The organism is bacterium (genome assembly GCA_035307765.1).
Lineage (GTDB): Bacteria > Sysuimicrobiota > Sysuimicrobiia > Sysuimicrobiales > Segetimicrobiaceae > Segetimicrobium.
This window is the reverse complement of sequence record DATGHU010000007.1, coordinates 39,655-58,397: the sequence shown is the minus strand read 5'-3', so window position 1 is coordinate 58,397 and position 18,743 is coordinate 39,655. Positions and strand designations below refer to the sequence as shown.

Annotated in this window: 19 protein-coding genes; 17 read left to right on the top strand and 2 right to left on the bottom strand. The window is 66.6% G+C overall.

Annotated features, from left to right (window positions below; genetic code table 11):
- Window positions 1-3 precede the first annotated feature (3 nt).
- From VKV57_02565 to VKV57_02555, 3 genes are all read left to right on the top strand, one after another.
- Window positions 4-738, top strand: a complete 735-nt coding sequence (locus VKV57_02565) for a metallophosphoesterase family protein (GenBank protein ID HLW58789.1) — start codon at window positions 4-6, stop codon at window positions 736-738.
- Window positions 739-926: 188 nt separating this feature from the next.
- Complete coding sequence (locus VKV57_02560; GenBank protein HLW58788.1) at window positions 927-2,984, top strand: S9 family peptidase; 2,058 nt, start codon at window positions 927-929, stop codon at window positions 2,982-2,984.
- Between the two features lie 9 nt (window positions 2,985-2,993).
- Entirely contained in the window at window positions 2,994-3,551 is a 558-nt protein-coding gene (locus tag VKV57_02555; GenBank protein ID HLW58787.1) for a cob(I)yrinic acid a,c-diamide adenosyltransferase, read from the top strand.
- 10 nt (window positions 3,552-3,561) lie between these two features.
- Here VKV57_02555 and VKV57_02550 read toward each other — a convergent pair whose 3' ends face one another.
- Together VKV57_02550 and VKV57_02545 are read right to left on the bottom strand one after the other, a co-directional pair.
- The gene (locus VKV57_02550) at window positions 3,562-4,416 is read right to left on the bottom strand and encodes a hypothetical protein (protein HLW58786.1); all 855 of its coding nucleotides are present in this window, start codon (window positions 4,414-4,416) and stop codon (window positions 3,562-3,564) included.
- A 78-nt stretch (window positions 4,417-4,494) separates the two neighbouring features.
- Entirely contained in the window at window positions 4,495-5,925 is a 1,431-nt protein-coding gene (locus VKV57_02545) for an aspartate ammonia-lyase (protein HLW58785.1), read from the bottom strand.
- A gap of 127 nt (window positions 5,926-6,052) precedes the next feature.
- On the opposite strand from VKV57_02545, the gene VKV57_02540 reads away from it, so the two are divergent.
- From VKV57_02540 to nuoK, 14 genes are all read left to right on the top strand, one after another.
- A complete protein-coding gene (locus tag VKV57_02540; protein HLW58784.1) occupies window positions 6,053-6,781 on the top strand; it encodes a succinate dehydrogenase in 729 nt (242 codons plus the stop codon).
- Between the two features lie 39 nt (window positions 6,782-6,820).
- The gene (locus tag VKV57_02535) at window positions 6,821-8,536 is read left to right on the top strand and encodes an FAD-binding protein (GenBank protein HLW58783.1); all 1,716 of its coding nucleotides are present in this window, start codon (window positions 6,821-6,823) and stop codon (window positions 8,534-8,536) included.
- A gap of 46 nt (window positions 8,537-8,582) precedes the next feature.
- On the top strand, window positions 8,583-9,335 hold the full coding sequence (locus tag VKV57_02530; protein HLW58782.1) for a succinate dehydrogenase/fumarate reductase iron-sulfur subunit: 753 nt from the start codon (window positions 8,583-8,585) through the stop codon (window positions 9,333-9,335).
- Between the two features lie 6 nt (window positions 9,336-9,341).
- Window positions 9,342-10,586, top strand: coding sequence for an isocitrate dehydrogenase (NADP(+)) (icd, locus tag VKV57_02525; protein ID HLW58781.1), 1,245 nt, complete (start codon window positions 9,342-9,344; stop codon window positions 10,584-10,586).
- Window positions 10,587-10,604: 18 nt separating this feature from the next.
- The gene (gene mdh, locus VKV57_02520) at window positions 10,605-11,543 is read left to right on the top strand and encodes a malate dehydrogenase (GenBank protein HLW58780.1); all 939 of its coding nucleotides are present in this window, start codon (window positions 10,605-10,607) and stop codon (window positions 11,541-11,543) included.
- 23 nt (window positions 11,544-11,566) lie between these two features.
- Window positions 11,567-12,694, top strand: coding sequence for an ADP-forming succinate--CoA ligase subunit beta (gene sucC, locus VKV57_02515; protein HLW58779.1), 1,128 nt, complete (start codon window positions 11,567-11,569; stop codon window positions 12,692-12,694).
- A gap of 1 nt (window position 12,695) precedes the next feature.
- The gene (sucD, locus tag VKV57_02510; protein HLW58778.1) at window positions 12,696-13,595 is read left to right on the top strand and encodes a succinate--CoA ligase subunit alpha; all 900 of its coding nucleotides are present in this window, start codon (window positions 12,696-12,698) and stop codon (window positions 13,593-13,595) included.
- Between the two features lie 83 nt (window positions 13,596-13,678).
- Window positions 13,679-14,017 carry a phage holin family protein gene (locus VKV57_02505; GenBank protein HLW58777.1) on the top strand — a complete coding sequence of 113 codons (339 nt, stop codon included), beginning with the start codon at window positions 13,679-13,681 and terminating at the stop codon, window positions 14,015-14,017.
- A 41-nt stretch (window positions 14,018-14,058) separates the two neighbouring features.
- Entirely contained in the window at window positions 14,059-14,910 is an 852-nt protein-coding gene (rapZ, locus tag VKV57_02500) for an RNase adapter RapZ (protein ID HLW58776.1), read from the top strand.
- Window positions 14,907-16,271: a gluconeogenesis factor YvcK family protein gene (locus VKV57_02495; protein ID HLW58775.1), complete on the top strand. Its 1,365-nt coding sequence runs from the start codon at window positions 14,907-14,909 to the stop codon at window positions 16,269-16,271. Before rapZ ends, VKV57_02495 begins: the two co-directional genes overlap by 4 nt.
- A gap of 247 nt (window positions 16,272-16,518) precedes the next feature.
- Window positions 16,519-16,875, top strand: a complete 357-nt coding sequence (locus VKV57_02490) for an NADH-quinone oxidoreductase subunit A (GenBank protein ID HLW58774.1) — start codon at window positions 16,519-16,521, stop codon at window positions 16,873-16,875.
- Window positions 16,876-16,960: 85 nt separating this feature from the next.
- Window positions 16,961-17,941: an NADH-quinone oxidoreductase subunit NuoH gene (gene nuoH, locus VKV57_02485; GenBank protein ID HLW58773.1), complete on the top strand. Its 981-nt coding sequence runs from the start codon at window positions 16,961-16,963 to the stop codon at window positions 17,939-17,941.
- Complete coding sequence (locus VKV57_02480) at window positions 17,938-18,432, top strand: NADH-quinone oxidoreductase subunit J (protein HLW58772.1); 495 nt, start codon at window positions 17,938-17,940, stop codon at window positions 18,430-18,432. The genes nuoH and VKV57_02480 overlap by 4 nt, the downstream gene beginning before the upstream one ends.
- A complete protein-coding gene (gene nuoK, locus VKV57_02475; GenBank protein HLW58771.1) occupies window positions 18,432-18,743 on the top strand; it encodes an NADH-quinone oxidoreductase subunit NuoK in 312 nt (103 codons plus the stop codon). Before VKV57_02480 ends, nuoK begins: the two co-directional genes overlap by 1 nt.

Sequence of the window (18,743 nt, the reverse complement as noted above, 5' to 3'; positions counted from 1 at the left end):
CCCGTGCGATACGCCATCCTCTCCGACGTGCACGGCAACCTCGAGGCGCTGGAAACGGTGCTGGCCGACGCGGGCCGGCACCGCCCCGACGCCTTCTTGTGTCTCGGCGATACCGTTGGCTACGGGCCCAACCCCAACGAGTGCGCGTCGCGCATCCGGGAGCTCGGGGGAAGAACGATCGCCGGCAACCACGACCGCGCGGCCGTCGGCGCGCTCGACATCAGCGCCTTCAGCCCGCTCGCGCGCGCGGCGATCGAGTGGACGATCGAGGTCGTGACCGACGAGACCCGGCGGTGGATCATGACCCTGCCCGACAGATTGGAGGATCCCGACTTTCTCGCGGTCCACGGCAGCCCGCGGGATCCGATCGAAGAGTACATCCTCGATCTCCCCACTTCCCTGGCCATTTTCTCCGAGCACCCCTTCTCGCTCTGTCTGGTTGGGCATTCCCACGTGCCGGGTGCGTTCGTTCTCAAGGCCGATGGGACGCTGAGCGCCCGGGCCCTGCCGGACGGGAAACGGATGCGTCTCGCCAGTTCGGACCGCCACATCGTCAACGTGGGAAGCGTTGGCCAGCCCCGGGACGGTGACCCCCGCGCGTCCTACCTCATCCTGGAGACCGAACCGCTCACCGCCACCCTGCACCGGCTTTCGTACCCGATCGCGACGACCCAGGAGAAAATGGCGGCCCACAATCTTCCGGCGCAGCTCTCCCAGCGGCTTGCCCTGGGGCGGTGACCGCGAGCTCCTCGGCGAGTTCTCCGGCCTCTCCGCCGGCTGCCGTTGTGCGGGCGCGCATTCCGGAGGGAGGGGGGCGCCCCCCGAAGAACAGGAAAGGGCGAGGCCGTGCTCCCCTTGAACGCGGCGGCCCCGGTCCTGCGCGCCGTTTCCCGAACGAGGGACAGAGAAGAGGAGGAGATGCCGTGATGAGCCCTCGTGACCAGGGTGTCCGTTCCGGGCGCCCGATCACGATCGAAGATCTTTTCGCGCTCAAGATCCTCAACGATCCGCAGCTGTCTCCCGATGGAGCTCGGGTGGTCTGTACCGTGACGACGGGGGACGTTGCGACGAACGGCTACCGGAGCCACCTGTGGATCGCCCCCGTCGATGGGCGCGCACCGTGGCAACTGACCAGCGCCGCAGGCAAGGACACAACTCCCCGGTGGTCCCCCAACGGGGCCCAGGTCGCCTTCATCTCAGACCGCAGCGGGGAGAAGCAGGTCTGGGTGATTGGGGTGGAGGGGGGCGAGGCACGTCAGGTGACGTCGGGCCCGCTCGCCCCCTCCGAGCTGGCTTGGTCCCCGGACAGCGGCTGGCTGGCCGTGGTGGCCAAGCCCCAACCTAAGCCGGGGCCGGACGAGAGCGACGTGCGCGTGATCTCGCGCTTGCGCTACAAGCTCGATGGTGAGGGGTTCTGGGACGGGCGATGGAAGCAGGTGCTCGCCGTGCCCGCCGGCGGTGGGGAGGCCCGGCAGCTTACCCGTGAGGAGTGCGATCACGTGAACCCGGCTTGGTCGCCCGACGGGCGCTGGGTTGCGTATGCCGCCAACCCCGATCCGAACGCCGATCTCACCAATGTCACGGATATCTGGGTGGTGGCCGCCGAGGGCGAGGGGGTGCCGCGGCGTCTGACCGGGGGCATCGGTCCGGTCAGCGTGCCGGCGTGGTCCCCCGACGGGACGCGGATCGCGTACGCCGGGCACGATAATGCCTGCCGGGGAGCGACGAATTCAGCCGTCTGGGTGGTCTCCGCCAGCGGCGGTGATCCGGTCTGCCTGACACGCGAGTTCGACCGCAGCATCGGCCATCATGTGATCTCCGACGTCCGCGCCCACCCCGGCGCGGGAGGGCTGACGTGGGCACCCGATGGCTCGCGGATCTCCTTCTTGTATGCCGACGGCGCCAATACCCAGATTGCGTCAGTGGCGGCGGCAGGCGGCGCGGTCCGCCAGGAGACCCAGGGCGATCACGAACTGATAGGATGCTCGCTGGACCGCCGGGCGATTCGAGCGGCGTGCATCGAGAGCGATCCCCTGACGCCAGGGGAGATCGTAGTGCAGGACCTTGGGCCGGCGGCGGGCCCGCTGCGGCGGATCACGGACCTGAACGGGGCGTTCCTGCGGACCCTGGCGCTCTCCGTTCCGGAGCGGTTCCAGGTTTCCAGCGCGGACGGGTGGAGGATCGAGGGGTGGGTGCTGCGCCCCACCGGCCCGGGCCAGCGTGAGCGGGTTCCCACAATCCTGGAGATTCACGGCGGACCGCACGGAGCGTACGGCAACGGATTTTTCCATGAGTTTCAGCTCCTCGCCGCCTCCGGGTACGGTGTGGTCTACATGAATCCACGCGGAAGCCAGGGGTACGGGCAGGCATTCACCGCGGGGACGCGTCACGACTGGGGTGGTAAGGACTACGAGGATCTCATGCGCGGGCTCGATCACGCGGTCGGCGCGTACAGCTGGATCGACCCCGACCGGCTCGGTGTGGCGGGCGGGAGCTACGGCGGGTTCATGACCAACTGGGTCGTCGGTCATACGCAGCGCTTTAAGGCCGCGGTGACGATGCGGAGCATCAGCAACGCCTACAGTCAGTGGGGGACCTCGGACCTTGCCTATCAGAAGGGGTTCTGGGAATATCCGGGCGATCCGTGGGAATCCCCCGGATTCTACCTCGAGCGATCGCCGATCACCTACGTGCGCCAGATGCGGACCCCCCTGTTGATTCTCCACAGCGAGAGCGATCTGCGCTGTCCGATCGAGCAGGGGGAGCAGTTGTTCATCGCGCTCAAGAAACAGGGGACCCCCACGCTCTTCGTCCGCTTCCCGGGGGAGAGCCACGATCTCTCCCGAAACGGGCAGCCCAAGCATCGGGTGGAGCGGCTCCGCCACATCCTGGCCTGGTTCGGCACCTACCTGGCTTCGAGGCCGGGCGCCGCCGAGGCCGGGCGCGCAGCACACCGGCGGCAGGCCGTGGCCGCCGACGAATAGGCCGGCGCCGTGACGCGCATCTATACCCGGACCGGAGACGGCGGGGATACCAGCCTGTTCGGGGGGGCCCGCGTCTCGAAGGATGACCCGCGGGTCCGGGCGTACGGCACGATCGACGAACTGAACGCCGTCCTGGGGCTGGCGCGCGCCGCCGGCTGCGATCCGGAGATCGACGGGCTCCTCGAGGTGCTGCAGCATCACCTGTTCGATCTCGGCGCGGAGCTGGCCACCCCCGCGGCCGCGTCTTCGGCCGCGTCTCACGTGGTCAGGATGTCCGCCGATCAGATCGCCGGGCTGGAGCGGGAGATCGATCGGTTTGAGGATCGCCTCCCGCCCCTGCGCCAATTCGTTCTCCCGGGAGGCACCCCGGGTGCGGCGGCACTGCACCATGCCCGAACGGTGGCGCGTCGCGCCGAGCGGCAGATCGTGCAGCTCGCCGCGCTGGAGCCGATCAACCCGGAGCTCCTCAAGTACGTCAACCGACTGTCCGATCTGCTCTTCGTGCTGGCGCGCGCGGCCAACCTCGCGGCCGGGCGCCCCGACGTCGTGTGGAGGCCCGGCCGCTAGCGAGCGGGCCCTACTTGTGATCCTGGCGGTGGGGAAGCGGGGCCGCCGGCGACCGGTACGGCAGCGGGATGTACTCCACCGACGGACGGCGCCGGCCCGCCTGCGGGTAGAGCTGCATCAGGTCGTAGATCGCCCGCGGCATTTCCGTCGACACCGAAAATCCCAGTCCTCGCGCCTCCGTGACGGTGATCGGATAGTCATGGGTCCACGTGCCCCCGGCCAGGCTGGTCGCCAGCGCCTCCGCACGCTCGGCAGGGAGGCGCCTCGAAGCCAACTCGACGACAACGGTGCGGACCTGGTGGAGGGCCTTCTGCGCAACGTCGGCGAGGATCAGTGTCTCGTCGTCGACCCGTTCGATCGGCTTGCGGGCCACGGCCGCGACGATCGAGACCGCGGGATGGTTCCCCAGTTGAGGATCGACGGGGCCGAGGACGGCGTGGGCGTCCATGACGATCTCGTCGGCTGCGAGCGCGATCAGGGTCCCTCCGGACATCGCGTAGTGGGGGACGAACATGGTCACCCGGCCCTGGTGGTCGCGGAGCGCCCGTGCGATTTGCTCCGCCGCGAGCACCAGGCCTCCCGGGGTGTGCAGGATGACGTCGATCGGCAGGTCCGGCGGGGTCAGCCGGATCGCCCGCAGCACCTCCTCGGAGTCCTGGATGTCGATGTAGCGCACGAGCGGGAACCCCAGCAGGTTCATCGTCTCCTCGCGGTGGATCAGCGCGATGACCCGGCTGTTCCGGGTGCGCTCCAATTGCTGAAACACCCGCAGCCGGGCCGTCTGCTGCCACTGCCGGGTCAGCAGCGGTTGGAGCAGCGAGACGATGACGAACAACCAGATGATCGAGGAGAAATCAAAGTGCATCGCTCACCTCGCTTCTAGCGGCGGTCGAGGCACTGTGAACTCGCCGACACGGGTGGGTGGGCTTTGCCTGGAAGATCATCAGCCACGGGTCGGGCCGGCCGCCTTCCCCGGAATCCCCGGCTCGGTCATCGCCCGCACCGACAAGATGTCGTTGAGTTGGGCTTCGGTGAGCAGCCCCCGGGCCAAAATGATCTCCCGAATCGGCCGGCCCGTCCGCACGAATTCCTTGACGACCTCGGCGACCTTGCTGTAACCGAGGGAGGGGTTGAGCGCCGTCGCCAGGGCGGCGCTGTGCTCCACCCAATGCCGGCACCGTTCCTCGTTGGCCGTGATGCCGCGGACGCACCGCTCGGTGAACGCGCGCACCCCGTTGGTAAGGAGCTGGATCGACTGCAGCAGGTTGAGGGCGATCACCGGCAGCATGACGTTGAGCTCCAACTGCCCCGCCTGGGTGGCGAGGAGCACCGTGAGGTCGTTCCCCATGACGTGGAAGCACACCATGTTCAGCATCTCGGCCATGGAGGGGTTCACCTTGCCCGGCATGATCGACGAACCCGGCTGGACCGGGGGCAGGCGGATCTCATCGAGTCCGGTATTCGGCCCCGATGTCATCAACCGCAGGTCGTTGGCGATCCGGGCGAGGGTCGCGGCGAGTGTTCGGAGCGCAGCTGAGCATTCCAGCGCATCGGCGGTGTTCTGCATCGACTCGAAGAGATTCCCGGACCCCCGAAGCGGCAGACCCGTCAGCTCCGAAAGCCGGCGCACCATCCGGGGGTGGTACTGGGGATCGGCGTTCAGGCCGGTCCCGGTCGCGGTTCCCCCGATCCCGAGATAGAGCAGGCGCTCCCGGGCGTTCTTGATGCGCTCGATATCGTTGGCGACCGCCATCGCGTACGCCCCGAATTCCTGCCCCAACCGCACCGGTACGGCGTCCTGAAGGTGAGTCCGGCCGGCTTTCACAACGCCGTCGAACTCATGCGCCTTCTGGCCCAGGGCTTCCACTAATGTCTCAAGCACCGCCAGGAGGTCGCCGAGGGTCATCAGGGCCGCGAGCCGGATCGCCGTTGGGGTCACGTCGTTGGTGGACTGGGCCATGTTGACGTGGTCGTTGGGATGGACGATCTGGTAGTTGCCCCGTGCGCCCCCCAGCAGCTCGATCGCGCGGTTCGCGATGACCTCGTTCGTGTTCATATTCTGCGACGTGCCGGCGCCCATTTGAAATGCGTCGATCGGAAACTGCGCGTCCCATTTTCCTTCAATGACTTCCTGAGCCGCCTGAGCGATCGCCGCGGCGATCTTGGGATCTAGGAGGTCGAGGCCGGCGTTGACTTCCGCCGCCGCTCGCTTGATCGTCGCGGTCGCCGCGATGAAGGCGCGGGGGAGTCGGAGGCCGCTGATGGGAAAATTTTCAATCGCCCGCGCTGTCTGCGAACCGTAATACGCGTCCGCCGGCACGCGCACGTCTCCAAGCGCGTCGTGTTCGATCCGCTGCTGTCCATCCGTGCTCATCGTGTTTCCTCCGCACCCTGTGTTCCTGTCGACATCAGTATACCGCGCGTGCTCGTGCGGGAGGAAACCAGACCCGCGGGACGGAATACCCCCGCAGTTCCCGACGTCAGGCCTTAGGTAGAGATCGATGGCCGATCACGCGGCAACGCATTCGCCTGCCTCGTCCCTCCCCTGGTGGCTTCAACCGGCGGCCACCGTCACGATCCTCTCTGGCTTTGTGGTCTACGCGACCTGGGTCGCGTTTCAAGGACACGGGTACGTAGCTCCCTACCTCTCGCCGTTCTACTCTCCCCCCGTGACGATCGCCGCCATCCCGATCTCGCCGGCGTTCTGGGTGCTGTGGGCTCCGGCGGGTTTTCGGGCCACGTGCTACTATTACCGCAAGGCCTACTATCGGTCCTACTTTGCCGACCCGATCGCGTGCATGGTCGCGGAATCCCGGCGGGGATACGCAGGCGAGACGGCGTTCCCTTTCCTCCTGAACAATCTCCACCGCTATCTTCTCTACGCTGCCTTGATCGTTCTCGTCTTCCTGTGGGTCGATGCGGTGCGTGCGTTCGACTTTGATGGACACTTCGGCGTGCACCTCGGGTCGCTGATCTTCCTTGTCAACGTCGTACTGCTCTCCGCATACACACTAGGTTGCCACGCGTTTCGGCATATGGTGGGCGGAAACCTCGACTGCTACTCGTGCGCGGCCGGGGGGCGCCTCCGCTTTCGCCTATGGTCGTGGGTGACTCTATTGAACCACCGGCACGCCCCATGGGCGTGGGCGAGCCTTTTCTCCGTGATCGCCGCCGACGTCTACGTCCGGCTGCTCGGCGCCGGGATAATCGCCGATCTGAAGTTGTTCTAGCGAAGGGGCCCGGGCGGGTTCTTCCAGGAGGCGCGAGGAGTGGCGGATCGGTACGAAGCCTTCGAGCACGACGTCCTGGTCATCGGGGCGGGAGGGGCGGGTCTGCGCGCGTCGATCGCGGCGGCGGAGGCCGGACTCTCGGTCGGCCTGGTCTGCAAATCCCTCCTCGGCAAGGCACACACGGTGATGGCCGAAGGCGGCATCGCGGCGGCGTTGGGCAACGTCGATCCCAAAGACAACTGGCAGGTCCACTTTGGGGACACGATGCGCGGCGGCCAGATGATCAACGATTACCGGATGGTGGAAATCTTCGCCAAGGAGGCGCCCGAGCGCGTCTACGAATTGGAGCGCTGGGGTGGGCTCTTCGACCGGACCCCGGACGGAAAGATTCTCCAACGGCCGTTCGGCGCCCATACCTACCGACGGCTCTGCCACGTGGGCGATCGGACCGGGTTGGAGTTAATCCGCACACTCCAGGACAAGGCCGTGCACAGCGGGATCAAGGTCTACATGGAGGTCACGATCACCCGTCTCCTCCGGGACGCGGAACGGATCGCGGGGGCGTTCGGGTACCGGCGTGAGGACGGCCGGTTCGTGCTGTTCCGGGCGAAGGCGGTGGTCCTGGGGACCGGCGGCTGGGGAAAGGTCTTCCACGTGACCAGCAACTCGTGGGAGTGCACGGGGGACGGCTGTGCCATGGCCTACGATGCCGGGGCCGAACTGATGGACATGGAGATGGTGCAGTTTCACCCGACCGGCATGGTCTGGCCTCCGGGAGTGCGCGGCATCCTCGTCACCGAGGCGGTGCGAGGCGAGGGCGGTCTGCTCCGGAACGCCAGCGGTGAGCGGTTCATGGAGCGCTACGACCCCAAGAAGATGGAGTTGAGCAGCCGGGACGTCGTGGCGCGGTCCATTTATAAGGAAGTGCAGGCGGGGCGGGGGACTCCCCACGGGGGGGCGTTCCTGGACATCAGCCACCGCGGCGCCGAATTCATCAAGAAGAAGCTGCCCAGCATGTACGAGCAGTTCCTCAAACTCGCCGATATTGACATCACGAAGTCTCCGATGGAAGTCGCCCCGACGATCCACTATGTGATGGGGGGCGTTCGGGTCGAGGCCGGAACCGGCGCGTCGACCGTGCCCGGCCTGTTCGCCGCCGGCGAGGTCGCCGCGGGGCTGCACGGGGCGAACCGGTTGGGGGGAAACTCGCTCTCAGATTTGTTGGTGTTCGGGAAGCGGGCGGGCGAGCACGCCGCGGCGTACGCGAAAGGCCTCCTCGCCATCCCGCGGGTCGACGAGCGCCAGGTCGATGACGAGCGGACGCTGATGCTGCGTCCGTTCGAGAACGGCGGAGGGGAAAATCCCTTTGCCATTCACGAGGAACTCCAGGGAGTGATGGGCACCCACGCCGGGATCGCCCGGACCGGGGAGGAACTCGACCATGGCCTTGGAAAGATTCTCGCGCTGCAGCGACGGGCGGAGAAGCTCCGGGCCACCGGGTCGATGCTCTTCAACCCCGGGTGGCACATGACCAGGGACGTGCGCTTCATGCTCACGTTATGCGAGGCGATCTTCCGGTCGGCGATCGAGCGCGCGGAGAGCCGCGGGGCGCACTGGCGGTTGGACTTCGTCGAGCAGATCCCGGACTGGGGGACCAAGAACGTCGTGGTCCGCAAGGACGGCGGTGGGATGACGGTGACCACCCGCCCCGTGCCGCAGATGCCGGCGGAGCTCATCGCCTTGGTCAAGAACTAGCCCCGGGGGGCATCGACTGGACGGAGGACGGGAGAAGGGGTTGCGAATGGGGGATGCCACGTTCCAGGTGTTCCGAGGCGATGCCAAGGGGGGGGATCTCGTCACCTATGCGGTGCCGATCACCGAGGGCATGGTGGTCCTCGACGGGATCCACTACATCCAGGGGCACCTGGATGGCACGCTGGCCTGCCGGTGGAACTGCAAGGCCGCCAAGTGCGGGTCCTGCAGTGCGGAGATCAACGGACGGCCGCGGCTGATGTGCAAGACCCGTGTCGATGAGTTCGGTGCCCGGCCGATCGTTGTCCGGCCGATCAAGGTGTTCCCGCTGATCAAAGACCTCGTGACGAACGTCTCCTGGAACTACCGGATGAACGAGAAGATCCCCCCGTTTACCCCGGATCCTAAGGATCCCGGGCCGTGGACCATGCACCCGGAGGATGTGGACCGGCTTTTCGAGTTCCGCAAGTGTATCGAATGTTTCCTCTGCCAGGATGTCTGTCACGTCCTGCGGGAGCACGACGGGCTCGACCGGTACATGGGTCCGCGGTTCATGGTGCGGATCGCCGCCTTGGAGATGCATCCGAAGGATACCCTCTCCCGCACCGACCTGCTGAAGGGTGGGGGGGGGATCGGGTTCTGCAACATCACGAAGTGCTGCGAAGAGGTGTGCCCGGAGCACATTCACATCACCGACAACGCGATTATTCCGCTGAAGGAGCGGATGGCGGACGATTACTTCGATCCGTGGCGGGCGCTCCTCCGGCTCTTCGGCAGCAAGAAAGAACCGAGGGGATCCTAGGAGGCCATGTCGACATTGGGGACGCTCACCCCGCCGAAAGAGGGTCACCGCATCGAGGTCCGCGAGGGCCGGCTCCACGTGCCCGATACCCCGATCATCCCCTTCATCGAGGGCGACGGGACCGGTCCGGACATCTGGCGGGCGACGGTGCGGGTGCTCGACGCCGCGGTGCGCAAGGCCTACGGGGGGAAGCGGCGGATTGTATGGTTCGAGGTGTTCGCCGGCGAGAAGGCGCACAATCAGTTCGGCACCTGGCTGCCGGATGACACCCTCCGGGCATTCGAGCACTACGCGGTCGGGATCAAGGGGCCACTGACCACCCCGATCGGCGGCGGATTCCGCAGCCTGAACGTGTCGCTTCGCCAACAGCTCGATCTCTACGCCTGCGTCCGCCCGGTGCGCTACTTCGAAGGAGTCCCGAGCCCCGTTCGGCACCCCGAGCAAATCGACGTGGTCGTGTTCCGTGAGAACACCGAGGACATCTACGTCGGGTTCGAGTTTGCCAGCGGCACGCCGGAGGCGAAGCGACTGATCGACTTTGTCGGCCGCGAGTTCAAGTGGAAGATTCGTCCGGAAGCGGGGGTCGGGCTCAAACCGATCAGTCCCTTTGGCACCAAGCGGCTGGTGCGGAAGGCCATCGCCTACGCGATCGATCACGGCCGGCGGAGTGTCACGATCGTGCACAAGGGCAATATCATGAAGTACACCGAAGGGGCGTTCGCCCAGTGGGGTTACGAACTGGCGCGCGAGGAGTTCGGGGATCGGACGATCCCGTGGGACGAGGTTGAGAAGCGGCACGGGGGAAAGGTCCCCCCGGGCAAGATCCTGATCCAGGACTACATCGCCGACGTGACGTTTCAGCATCTCCTGACCCGGCCGCGTTCGTTCGACGTCATTGCCACGAGCAACCTCAACGGCGATTACCTATCCGACGCGGTCGCCGCACAGGTCGGCGGGATCGGCATGGCGCCGGGCGGGAACATCAGCGACTTCCACGCCGTATTCGAAGCGACACACGGCACAGCGCCGAAATACGCCAATCAGGACAAGGTGAATCCGGGGTCCCTGATTCTTTCCGGGGTGATGATGCTCGAGCACCTCGGGTGGCAGGAGGCCGCCGACCTGATCGTCCGCGGGATGGAGGCGACGTTCCGGCGGAAGGTGATGACCTACGACCTGGCGCGGTTGACCGAGGGCGCCCGCGAGGTGCGCACCAGCGAATTCGCCACCGCGATCATCGACAGCATGTAATCGTTGGAGGGGTATCGGGTGGCGAGAACGCACGCGAAGGTGACGATCGTCGGGGCGGGCAACGTCGGACACACGGCCGCCCAGTGGATCCTCGGGCATCGGCTGGCCGACGTGGTGCTGGTCGACGTGGTGGAGGGGATGCCGCAGGGGAAGGCGCTGGACCTCCTTGAGGCCGCCCCCATCGAGGGGCTGGACTTCCGGGTGACCGGCAGCAACGGCTACGATGAGACCACCCAGTCGGACGTGATCGTGATCGTGGCCGGGATCGCGCGCAAGCCGGGCATGAGTCGCGAGGACCTTCTCGCGACGAACGCCGGGATCGTGCGGGGCGTGACCGAACAGGTCACTAAACGCTCCCCCGCCGCGCACCTGATCGTCGTGACCAACCCCCTGGACGTCATGGTGTATCTCGCCCACAAGGTGAGCGGATTCCCCGCGGAGCGGGTGATGGGCCAGAGCGGGGCGCTTGACAGCACGCGCTTCCGGACCTTTATCGCACAGGCGCTCTCGGTGTCGGTCCAGGACGTGTCGGCGATGGTGATCGGGGCGCACAGCGATACCCACATGGTCCCGCTGGCCAGTCTCGCCACGGTGGGGGGAATCCCGCTGCGCCGCCTCCTGCCGGCGGAGCAGATCGCCGCGATCGTCGAGCGGACCCGCCGGGGCGGGGCGGAGATCGTGGGCCTGCTCAAGACGGGCAGCGCCTTCTTCGCCCCCGGCGCCGCGATCGCCCAGATGGTGGAGGCGATCCTGCTCGACCGAAAGCGCGTTCTTCCCCTCTCCGCCCGATTGACCGGTCAGTACGGGGTCCGCGATCTGTACGTGGGCGTCCCCGCGGTGCTCGGGACGGGAGGGGTGGAGCGCATCCTCGACGCGCCCATGGACGACGCCGAGCGCAAAGCGTTCGACGCCGCGGTCGCCACCATCCGGGAAAACGTCGCGCTGCTCAAGGTGTAGCCCTTCGTGCAGAGGATCGCCCCCTGAAACTTCACGAGTATCAGGCTAAGGAGGTTTTCGCCCGCTACGACCTCCCCGTCCAGCTCGGGGTCGTGATCGAGCGCCCGGAGCAGGTGGCCGGGCTGAGTGTCCAGTACCCGGTGGTCATCAAGGCCCAAGTACTCGTGGGGGGGCGCGGGAAGGCGGGAGGCGTCAAGCTCGCCAAGACGCCGGCCGAGGCCGAAGTTCAGGCCCGCGCCATCCTCGGGATGTCGATCAGGGGAGAGCGGGTGGGGCGGGTCTTGGTCGCCCCCGCCGCGGACATCGCCGCGGAATACTACCTCGCCTTTGTCACCGATCGCTCCGCCCGACGGGCGGTCGCCGTGGCCTCTGCGGCCGGTGGGGTGGAGATCGAAACGGTGGCGAAGACGACCCCCGAAAAGATCGTGACCGCGGCGATCGATCCGTCTCTGGGGTGCCCGCCATTTCAGGGGCGCTCGATCGGCCGCCGGTTGGGGTTTGCCGGTCCCCGGCTCAACGAATTCGCGGGGATCGCCGGCCGCCTCTACCGGTTGTACTGGGCCGAGGACGCCGAACTGGCGGAGATCAACCCGCTGGCGGTAGTGGGCGCCAACCTCCTCTGCATCGACGCCAAGCTCGTCCTCGACGACAATGCGGCGTATCGGCACGCGGACCGGCCCGCCTCGGAGGAGCTCACCCTCCTCGAGCGGGAGGCGCGGTCCCACGGGTTGTCGTACGTCGAGCTGGAGGGGGACATCGCCGTCATCGGGAACGGGGCCGGACTGGTCATGAGCACCCTCGACCTGTTGGCGCATTTCGGCGGCCGCGCCGCCAACTTCCTCGACATCGGGGGTGGGGCGACGGCGGAAGGGATGCGCCAGGCCATCGCGATTGTCCAGCGCAAGGCCGGGATCCGGGCGCTCTTCATCAATGTATTCGGCGGGATCACCCGCTGCGACGATGTCGCGAAGGGCATCGTGCAAGACCCGCCGAGGGTTCCGGCGAGCATCAGGCTGACCGGGACGAACGAAGAGGAGGGGCAGCGCATCCTCCGGGCGGCCGGGATCTCGGCGGGACTCGATCCCGACGGGGCGGCTCGGCAGGCGGTGGCGCTATCCCGAGGGACGTCACGCCCTCACCAGGGGCCCTAAATTGGCGATCCTGGTGGGGCGCGACACACGGCTGCTGGTGCAGGGGATCACCGGCTACCAGGGGATGTTCCACACGGGACTGATGCTCGAAGCGAGAACGCGCGTGGTCGCCGGGGTCACCCCCGGAAAGGGCGGAACGAAGGTCCACGAGGTGCCGGTGTTCGAGACCGTGGACGAGGCGGTCCGCGCGACCGGGGCCAACGCCAGCGTCATCTTTGTGCCGCCCATGTTCGCCCGCGACGCGGCGCTGGAAGCGATCGCCTGCCGGCTCAACCCCGTGGTCATCATCACCGAGGGGATGCCGGTTCACGACGCGATCGAGGCGGTCGCCTACGCGGGCCGTCAAGCGGTCAACGTGCTCGGCCCCAACGGCCCTGGGGTGACGACGCCCGGGCAGTGCCGGGTGGGGATCATGCCTACGCACCTGTTCAGCCCCGGTCATGTGGGAATCGTGTCGCGCAGTGGGACCCTTACCTACGAGGTTGTGGCCGGACTCACTCACGCCGGGCTCGGCCAGTCGACGGCCGTGGGCTTGGGTGGCGATCCCGTGGTCGGGATGAGTTATGTAGATATCCTCCAACTCTTCAACGCCGATCCGGATACGCATGCCATCGTGCTCATCGGCGAGATCGGCGGCTCGGCGGAGGAAGACGCCGCACGGCACATCGCCGCGCACATCAAGAAGCCGGTCGCCGCCTACATCGCCGGCCGGACCGCCCCCGAAGGCAAACGGATGGGGCACGCGGGGGCGGTGATCTCGGGGACCGAAGGGACCGCCGAACACAAGATCCGCACGCTCGAAGCGGCGGGGGTGGCGGTGGCGACCCTGGTCAGCGGGATCCCCGCGCTGCTGCGCGAACGGCTGAAGGACGCTCCGGCTCCCCGTCGGTCTTCCGGGTAGGCGCAGCGTTCCTCGAGTCCCCGCCGGTCGACGCCCGGCGTATCCCCGGTCCACCCAACCTGATATAATCAAAAGTCAAGTCGATGGGATTGATCGTTCGGTGGATCATTAATGCCATTGCCCTCTATCTGACCACGCTGATCGTCCCCGGGGTCCGGGTTTCGGATTTCTGGGGCGCGGTCGTGGCGGCGCTGGTGCTGGGGATCGTCAACGCGGTGATCCGGCCGGTGGTGCTGATCCTGACGCTGCCCCTGACGATTTTGACCCTCGGCCTCTTCACGCTCGTCATAAACGCTGGGATGCTCTACCTCGTGGCCGGGCTGACGCACCGCCTGCAGCTGGCGAGTTTTTGGGCGGCCCTCTTCGGCGCCGTCGTGCTCAGCGTGATCAGCGCCGTCCTCAGCCGCTTGGTCGCGGACTGATGGCCAGCCGCCAGCCGGTCGCGGGTGTGGTCGGTGAGGAGATGGAGTTCCTCATCGTGACCGGCTTGAGCGGCGCGGGGAAGTCGCTCGCCACCCATTCGCTTGAGGACTTGGGGTTTTTCTGCGTCGACAACCTGCCCCCCGCGCTCATCCCGAAGTTCGCCGAGGTGATCAAAGAATCGCAGGGGCGCATCCGGCATGTGGCGTTGGTGAGCGACATCCGGGGGGGGGAGTTTTTCGACCAGCTGGGGGCGGCACTGGAGAGCCTGGACCAAAGCGGCATTCGTTTTCAGATTCTGTTCCTGGACGCCTCGGATGAGATCCTGGTCCGCCGCTACGAGGAAACCCGGCGCAAGCATCCGCTCGGGGGAAGCGTGCTCGATGGCATCCGCGCCGAGCGCCGGCGTCTGCAGCCGCTCAAGGAGCGTGCGCACCGGATCATCAACACCAGCACGCTGACGGCGAGGGAGCTCAAGCAGGAGCTGGCGGATTCGTTCGTGCGGACCGACGGCCGCCGGACGTTGACGGTGACCGTGATCAGCTTCGGCTACAAGTACGGAATCCCCCTCGATTCCGACCTGCTCTTCGACGTTCGCTTCCTGCCGAATCCCTACTATGTCGAGGCGCTGCGCGCGCTGCCGGGAAGCAGCGCGGAGATTCGCGAGTTCGTGCTGGGGGCGCCGCAGACCGCGGAGTTCCAGCGGAGGCTGCGCGAACTGCTCTCCTACCTCCTGCCGCAGTTTACGGCGGAAGGGAAGAGCCACCTGACGGTGGCCATCGGATGCACCGGGGGCCGGCACCGATCGGTGGTCGTCGGCGATGAACTGGCCAGATTCTTGCGCGAAGCGGGCTACGTCGTGCGGGTCAAGCACCGGGACGTGAGGAAGGAATGAGCCTGAACGGCAAGCGCAACCGGCAGGGGCTGGACCGGGTGCGGCTCTCACTTCGGTGGCTGGAGCCTGGGCTCGGCATCAAACGCTGGATCGCCCTGATGGCCTTCGGCATCTCTCTCGTCAGTGTCGGGGTGGTGCTCATCGTCAACTTCAAGCTCCTCGACGTGCTGGAGCGCGCGGTCATTCGCGCCATCGACATGGCATACATCGTGACGGGCCATGTCATTTCCCCGATCGTCATCGGGACCGTCCTGCTGCTGCTCGGGATCGGGATCATCGTGTACGGGATCCGCGAAACGATCGGGGCCGTGGTCGGGGTTTTCCTGCCGCGGGGGGACCCGCGCTTGGTGGGGATGATCATGCAGCAGCGCCAGCTGCAGCGGGGGCCGCGGATCGTGGTGCTCGGCGGGGGGACGGGCCTCGGGACGCTGCTGCGCGGTTTGAAGAAAGTTTCGACGAACCTCACGGCCGTCGTCACCGTGTTCGACGACGGCGGGTCCTCGGGCCGGCTGCGCCGCGAGCAAGGGATCCTGCCCCCGGGGGACATCCGCAACTGCCTGGTCGCGCTCGCGGAAGCCGAGCCCCTTCTCACCCAGCTGTTCACGCACCGGTTCAAGGGCGGCGACCTGGACGGGCACAGCTTCGGCAACCTCTTTATCGCCAGCATGTCGCAGGTCACCGGGGATCTCGAGACGGCGCTCAAAGAATGCAGCAAGGTCCTCGCGATCCGTGGCCGGGTTCTACCGACCACGCTTGAGGACGTGACCCTCTGTGCCGAGATGAGCGATGGGACGATCGTGGAAGGGGAGTCCGCGATCACCGGCGCCGGCGGGACGATCCGGCGGGTGTTCCTCAAACCCGCTCGGGTGCGGCCGCTCCTGGACGTGCTCGACGCCATCGCGGAGGCGGACATCATCGTGCTCGGGCCCGGGAGCCTGTACACGAGCGTGATCCCGAACCTGTTGGTCGACGGGGTGGTCGATGCCCTGCGGCGCGCGCGCGCCCTGAAGGTGTACGTCTGCAACGTGATGACCCAGCAGGGGGAGACGCGCGGGTTTCGCGCCGCCGATCACGCCCGGGTGCTGCTGGAGCAGGGTGGGCGGGGGATTTTTGACTACGTCCTCGTCAACACCCGGCGTCCCCGCAACCAAGCCCTGCTGGCCCGGTACAGCCAGCAGGGGGCCGAACCGGTTGAGCCGGACGTCGACGCCATTCGCGCGCTCGGCCTGCGTCCCGTCTCGGAGGATCTGATCAGCGAAGAGGAGTTGGTGCGGCACGACCCCAGGAAGATCACGACGGTGCTCCTGCAGCTGTTGGCCACGGTCTCGCCGGAAGCGCGGCGGGCCGCCGCGGCGCTGTAGGAAACTTGACACCCTTCGGCAAAGAATACTACGATAAAATCCGCGTTTTTGCCCGTCGGAAACGGGTTCTGCTGTATCAGGTCCACTGTGCGCCGACCTCCACAGAAGGCGACCGAGCGTCGTTGGCCTCCCGCCGCCCCGGGGCGTTCCCCGGCTCGCCCGGCGGGGGTGAGGAGGGCGGCAGACGAGTGCCCCGGTTCGGGATGGGGTCTGCGCGGAACGCAGCACGAGGGCGGGGTGAAGGGGCATGCTGCTCGACTGGGGATACGTGGCCGTGTTCGCCATCGTGGGCGCAGCGATGGTGTCGCTTCCCCTCCTGATCATTTGGCTGATCAGCCCGCGCAGTAGCTATCCGCAGAAGTTGGAGACCTACGAGTCCGGCATGCCGACCATCGGCCAGGCCTGGTCCCAGTTCAACGTCCGCTATTACCTCTTCTCGCTTGTCTTCGTGGTCTTTGACGTCGAGGTGATCTATCTCTACCCGTGGGCAGTCGTCTCGCGCGGCCAGGGCCCGCTCGCATTCTACGACATCCTGATCTTCCTCGTGATTCTGACCTTGGGCCTGATTTACGCATGGCGCAGGGGTGCGCTGGAGTGGGTCTAGCGATGGAGGGTGCGGAAGCCAGCAGGGGGCGGTGCTCGGCAGGGATGCGCCAGTCGGCGATGCGGTCCTAGCGGAGGCGGATCCGGTGCCTTGGTACGTTGAACTGCTGCGGGCCATTGTCGGCACGATCCTTATTTTTTCCGGGGTCGCGATCATCGCCGCGATGTTTGGCGTCCTGCTGGAGCGGAAGATCAGCGGTTGGATCCAAAGCCGGCTCGGCCCCAAGCACGTCGGTCCGCAGGGCCTGCTGCAGACCATCGCGGACACGATCAAGCTGCTGCAGAAGGAGCACATCGTCCCGCGGCATGCGGACGCCATGATCTTCGCCACCGCGGTCCTCGTGGTGCCGTTGGCGGCGCTCCTCGACTACGTGGTGATTCCCTTCGGGGTCACCCGCTGGGGACCGCTGATCTTCCGGGATCTCAACATCGGCGTCTTGTACTTTGCCGCCACCTCGTCGCTGGTCGTGGTGGGGATCCTGATGGCGGGGTGGGGGTCGAACAACAAGTATGCGCTGCTCGGCGGGCTCCGGTCGGCGTCGCAGATGGTGAGCTATGAGATCCCGATGGGGCTGGCGTTGATCACCATCGCCATGCTGGCGGGATCGCTCTCCACGGTCAAGATCGTCGACGCTCAGGCGCACTGGTGGTACGTGGTCGAGCAGCCGGTGACCTTCCTGATTTTCATCATCGCGGCCACCGCCGAGGTGAACCGGGTGCCGTTCGATCTCGTTGAGGCGGAGAGCGAACTGGTGGCCGGATACTTCTCCGAATACACCGGCATGCGGTTCGCCCTGTTCCAACTGGGTGAGTACGGGGAGATGTTCGCGATGGCCGCGATGGCGGTGACGCTGTTCCTCGGGGGGTGGCGCGGCCCTGTGCTCCCGCCGGTCCTGTGGTTCATCATCAAACTCTACGCGCTGATCTTCGTCTTCATGTGGGTCCGGTGGACCTACCCGCGGTTCCGGATCGACCAACTCCTCAATTTCTCCTGGAAGATTCTCATTCCGGTGGCGCTGCTGAACCTGGTCGTGACCGCGTTCTTCGTGATGGTGGTCCACCGATGACCGGCGAGGTGATCGCGTTCTACGCGCTGGCCGCGGTGCTCCTGCTTTCGGGCGTGGTCGTGGTCGCGAGCCCCAACATCGTGCACAGCGCGGTCGCCCTGATCCCGGCCTTCCTCGGGGTCACCGGCATCTACATCCTCCTCAACGCCGAGTTCCTCGCGGGGGTTCAGGTGCTGATCTACGCCGGCGCGATCACCGTCCTCATCCTGTTCGTCATCATGTTGACCGAAGGGGGCACCGGCCTGCGGCTCCGGCAGCGGAACGAGCAGGGGCCGATCGGGGTCGTGGTGGCCGTGCTGATGGCGGCCCTGTTGATCACCGGGGTGATGCACACCGCCTGGAGCCGGGCCGCGGGGGCGTTGCCCGCCTACACCCCGGGGGCGATCGGGCAGAGCTTCCTTGGGCCCAACCTCTTGGTGTTTGAGGGGACGTCGATCGTCCTCCTCGTGTCGCTGGTTGGGGCGATCATCATCGCCCGGAAAGAGGAGTAGTGATGCTCACTCCACTCCACTACCTCGTGCTGAGCGCGCTCGTGTTCTGCCTCGGGCTGTATGCGGTCCTGACCCGCCGCAACGGCGTCGCGATCCTGATGGGGATCGAACTGATGCTCAACGCGGCGAATATCAACCTGGTCGCCTTCAATAAGTACGGCGCCCCCGGCGCGATGCAGGGGCAGATCTTTGCGCTGATCGTCATCACGCTCGCCGCCTGCGAGGCGGCCGTGGGGCTCTCGCTGATCCTCGCGGCCTACCGGAGCCTGGAGACGATTTATGTCGATGAGATCAACCTGATGAAATGGTGA

Coding starts and splice junctions, on each gene's coding strand:
- VKV57_02560 (HLW58788.1), top strand. CDS start 927: ATGAGCCCTCGTGACCAGGGTGTCCGTTCCGGGCGCCCGATCACGATC.
- VKV57_02550 (HLW58786.1), bottom strand. CDS start 4,416: ATGCACTTTGATTTCTCCTCGATCATCTGGTTGTTCGTCATCGTCTCG.
- VKV57_02545 (HLW58785.1), bottom strand. CDS start 5,925: ATGAGCACGGATGGACAGCAGCGGATCGAACACGACGCGCTTGGAGAC.
- VKV57_02540 (HLW58784.1), top strand. CDS start 6,053: ATGGCCGATCACGCGGCAACGCATTCGCCTGCCTCGTCCCTCCCCTGG.
- VKV57_02530 (HLW58782.1), top strand. CDS start 8,583: ATGGGGGATGCCACGTTCCAGGTGTTCCGAGGCGATGCCAAGGGGGGG.
- icd (HLW58781.1), top strand. CDS start 9,342: ATGTCGACATTGGGGACGCTCACCCCGCCGAAAGAGGGTCACCGCATC.
- VKV57_02505 (HLW58777.1), top strand. CDS start 13,679: ATGGGATTGATCGTTCGGTGGATCATTAATGCCATTGCCCTCTATCTG.
- rapZ (HLW58776.1), top strand. CDS start 14,059: ATGGAGTTCCTCATCGTGACCGGCTTGAGCGGCGCGGGGAAGTCGCTC.
- VKV57_02495 (HLW58775.1), top strand. CDS start 14,907: ATGAGCCTGAACGGCAAGCGCAACCGGCAGGGGCTGGACCGGGTGCGG.
- VKV57_02490 (HLW58774.1), top strand. CDS start 16,519: ATGCTGCTCGACTGGGGATACGTGGCCGTGTTCGCCATCGTGGGCGCA.
- VKV57_02480 (HLW58772.1), top strand. CDS start 17,938: ATGACCGGCGAGGTGATCGCGTTCTACGCGCTGGCCGCGGTGCTCCTG.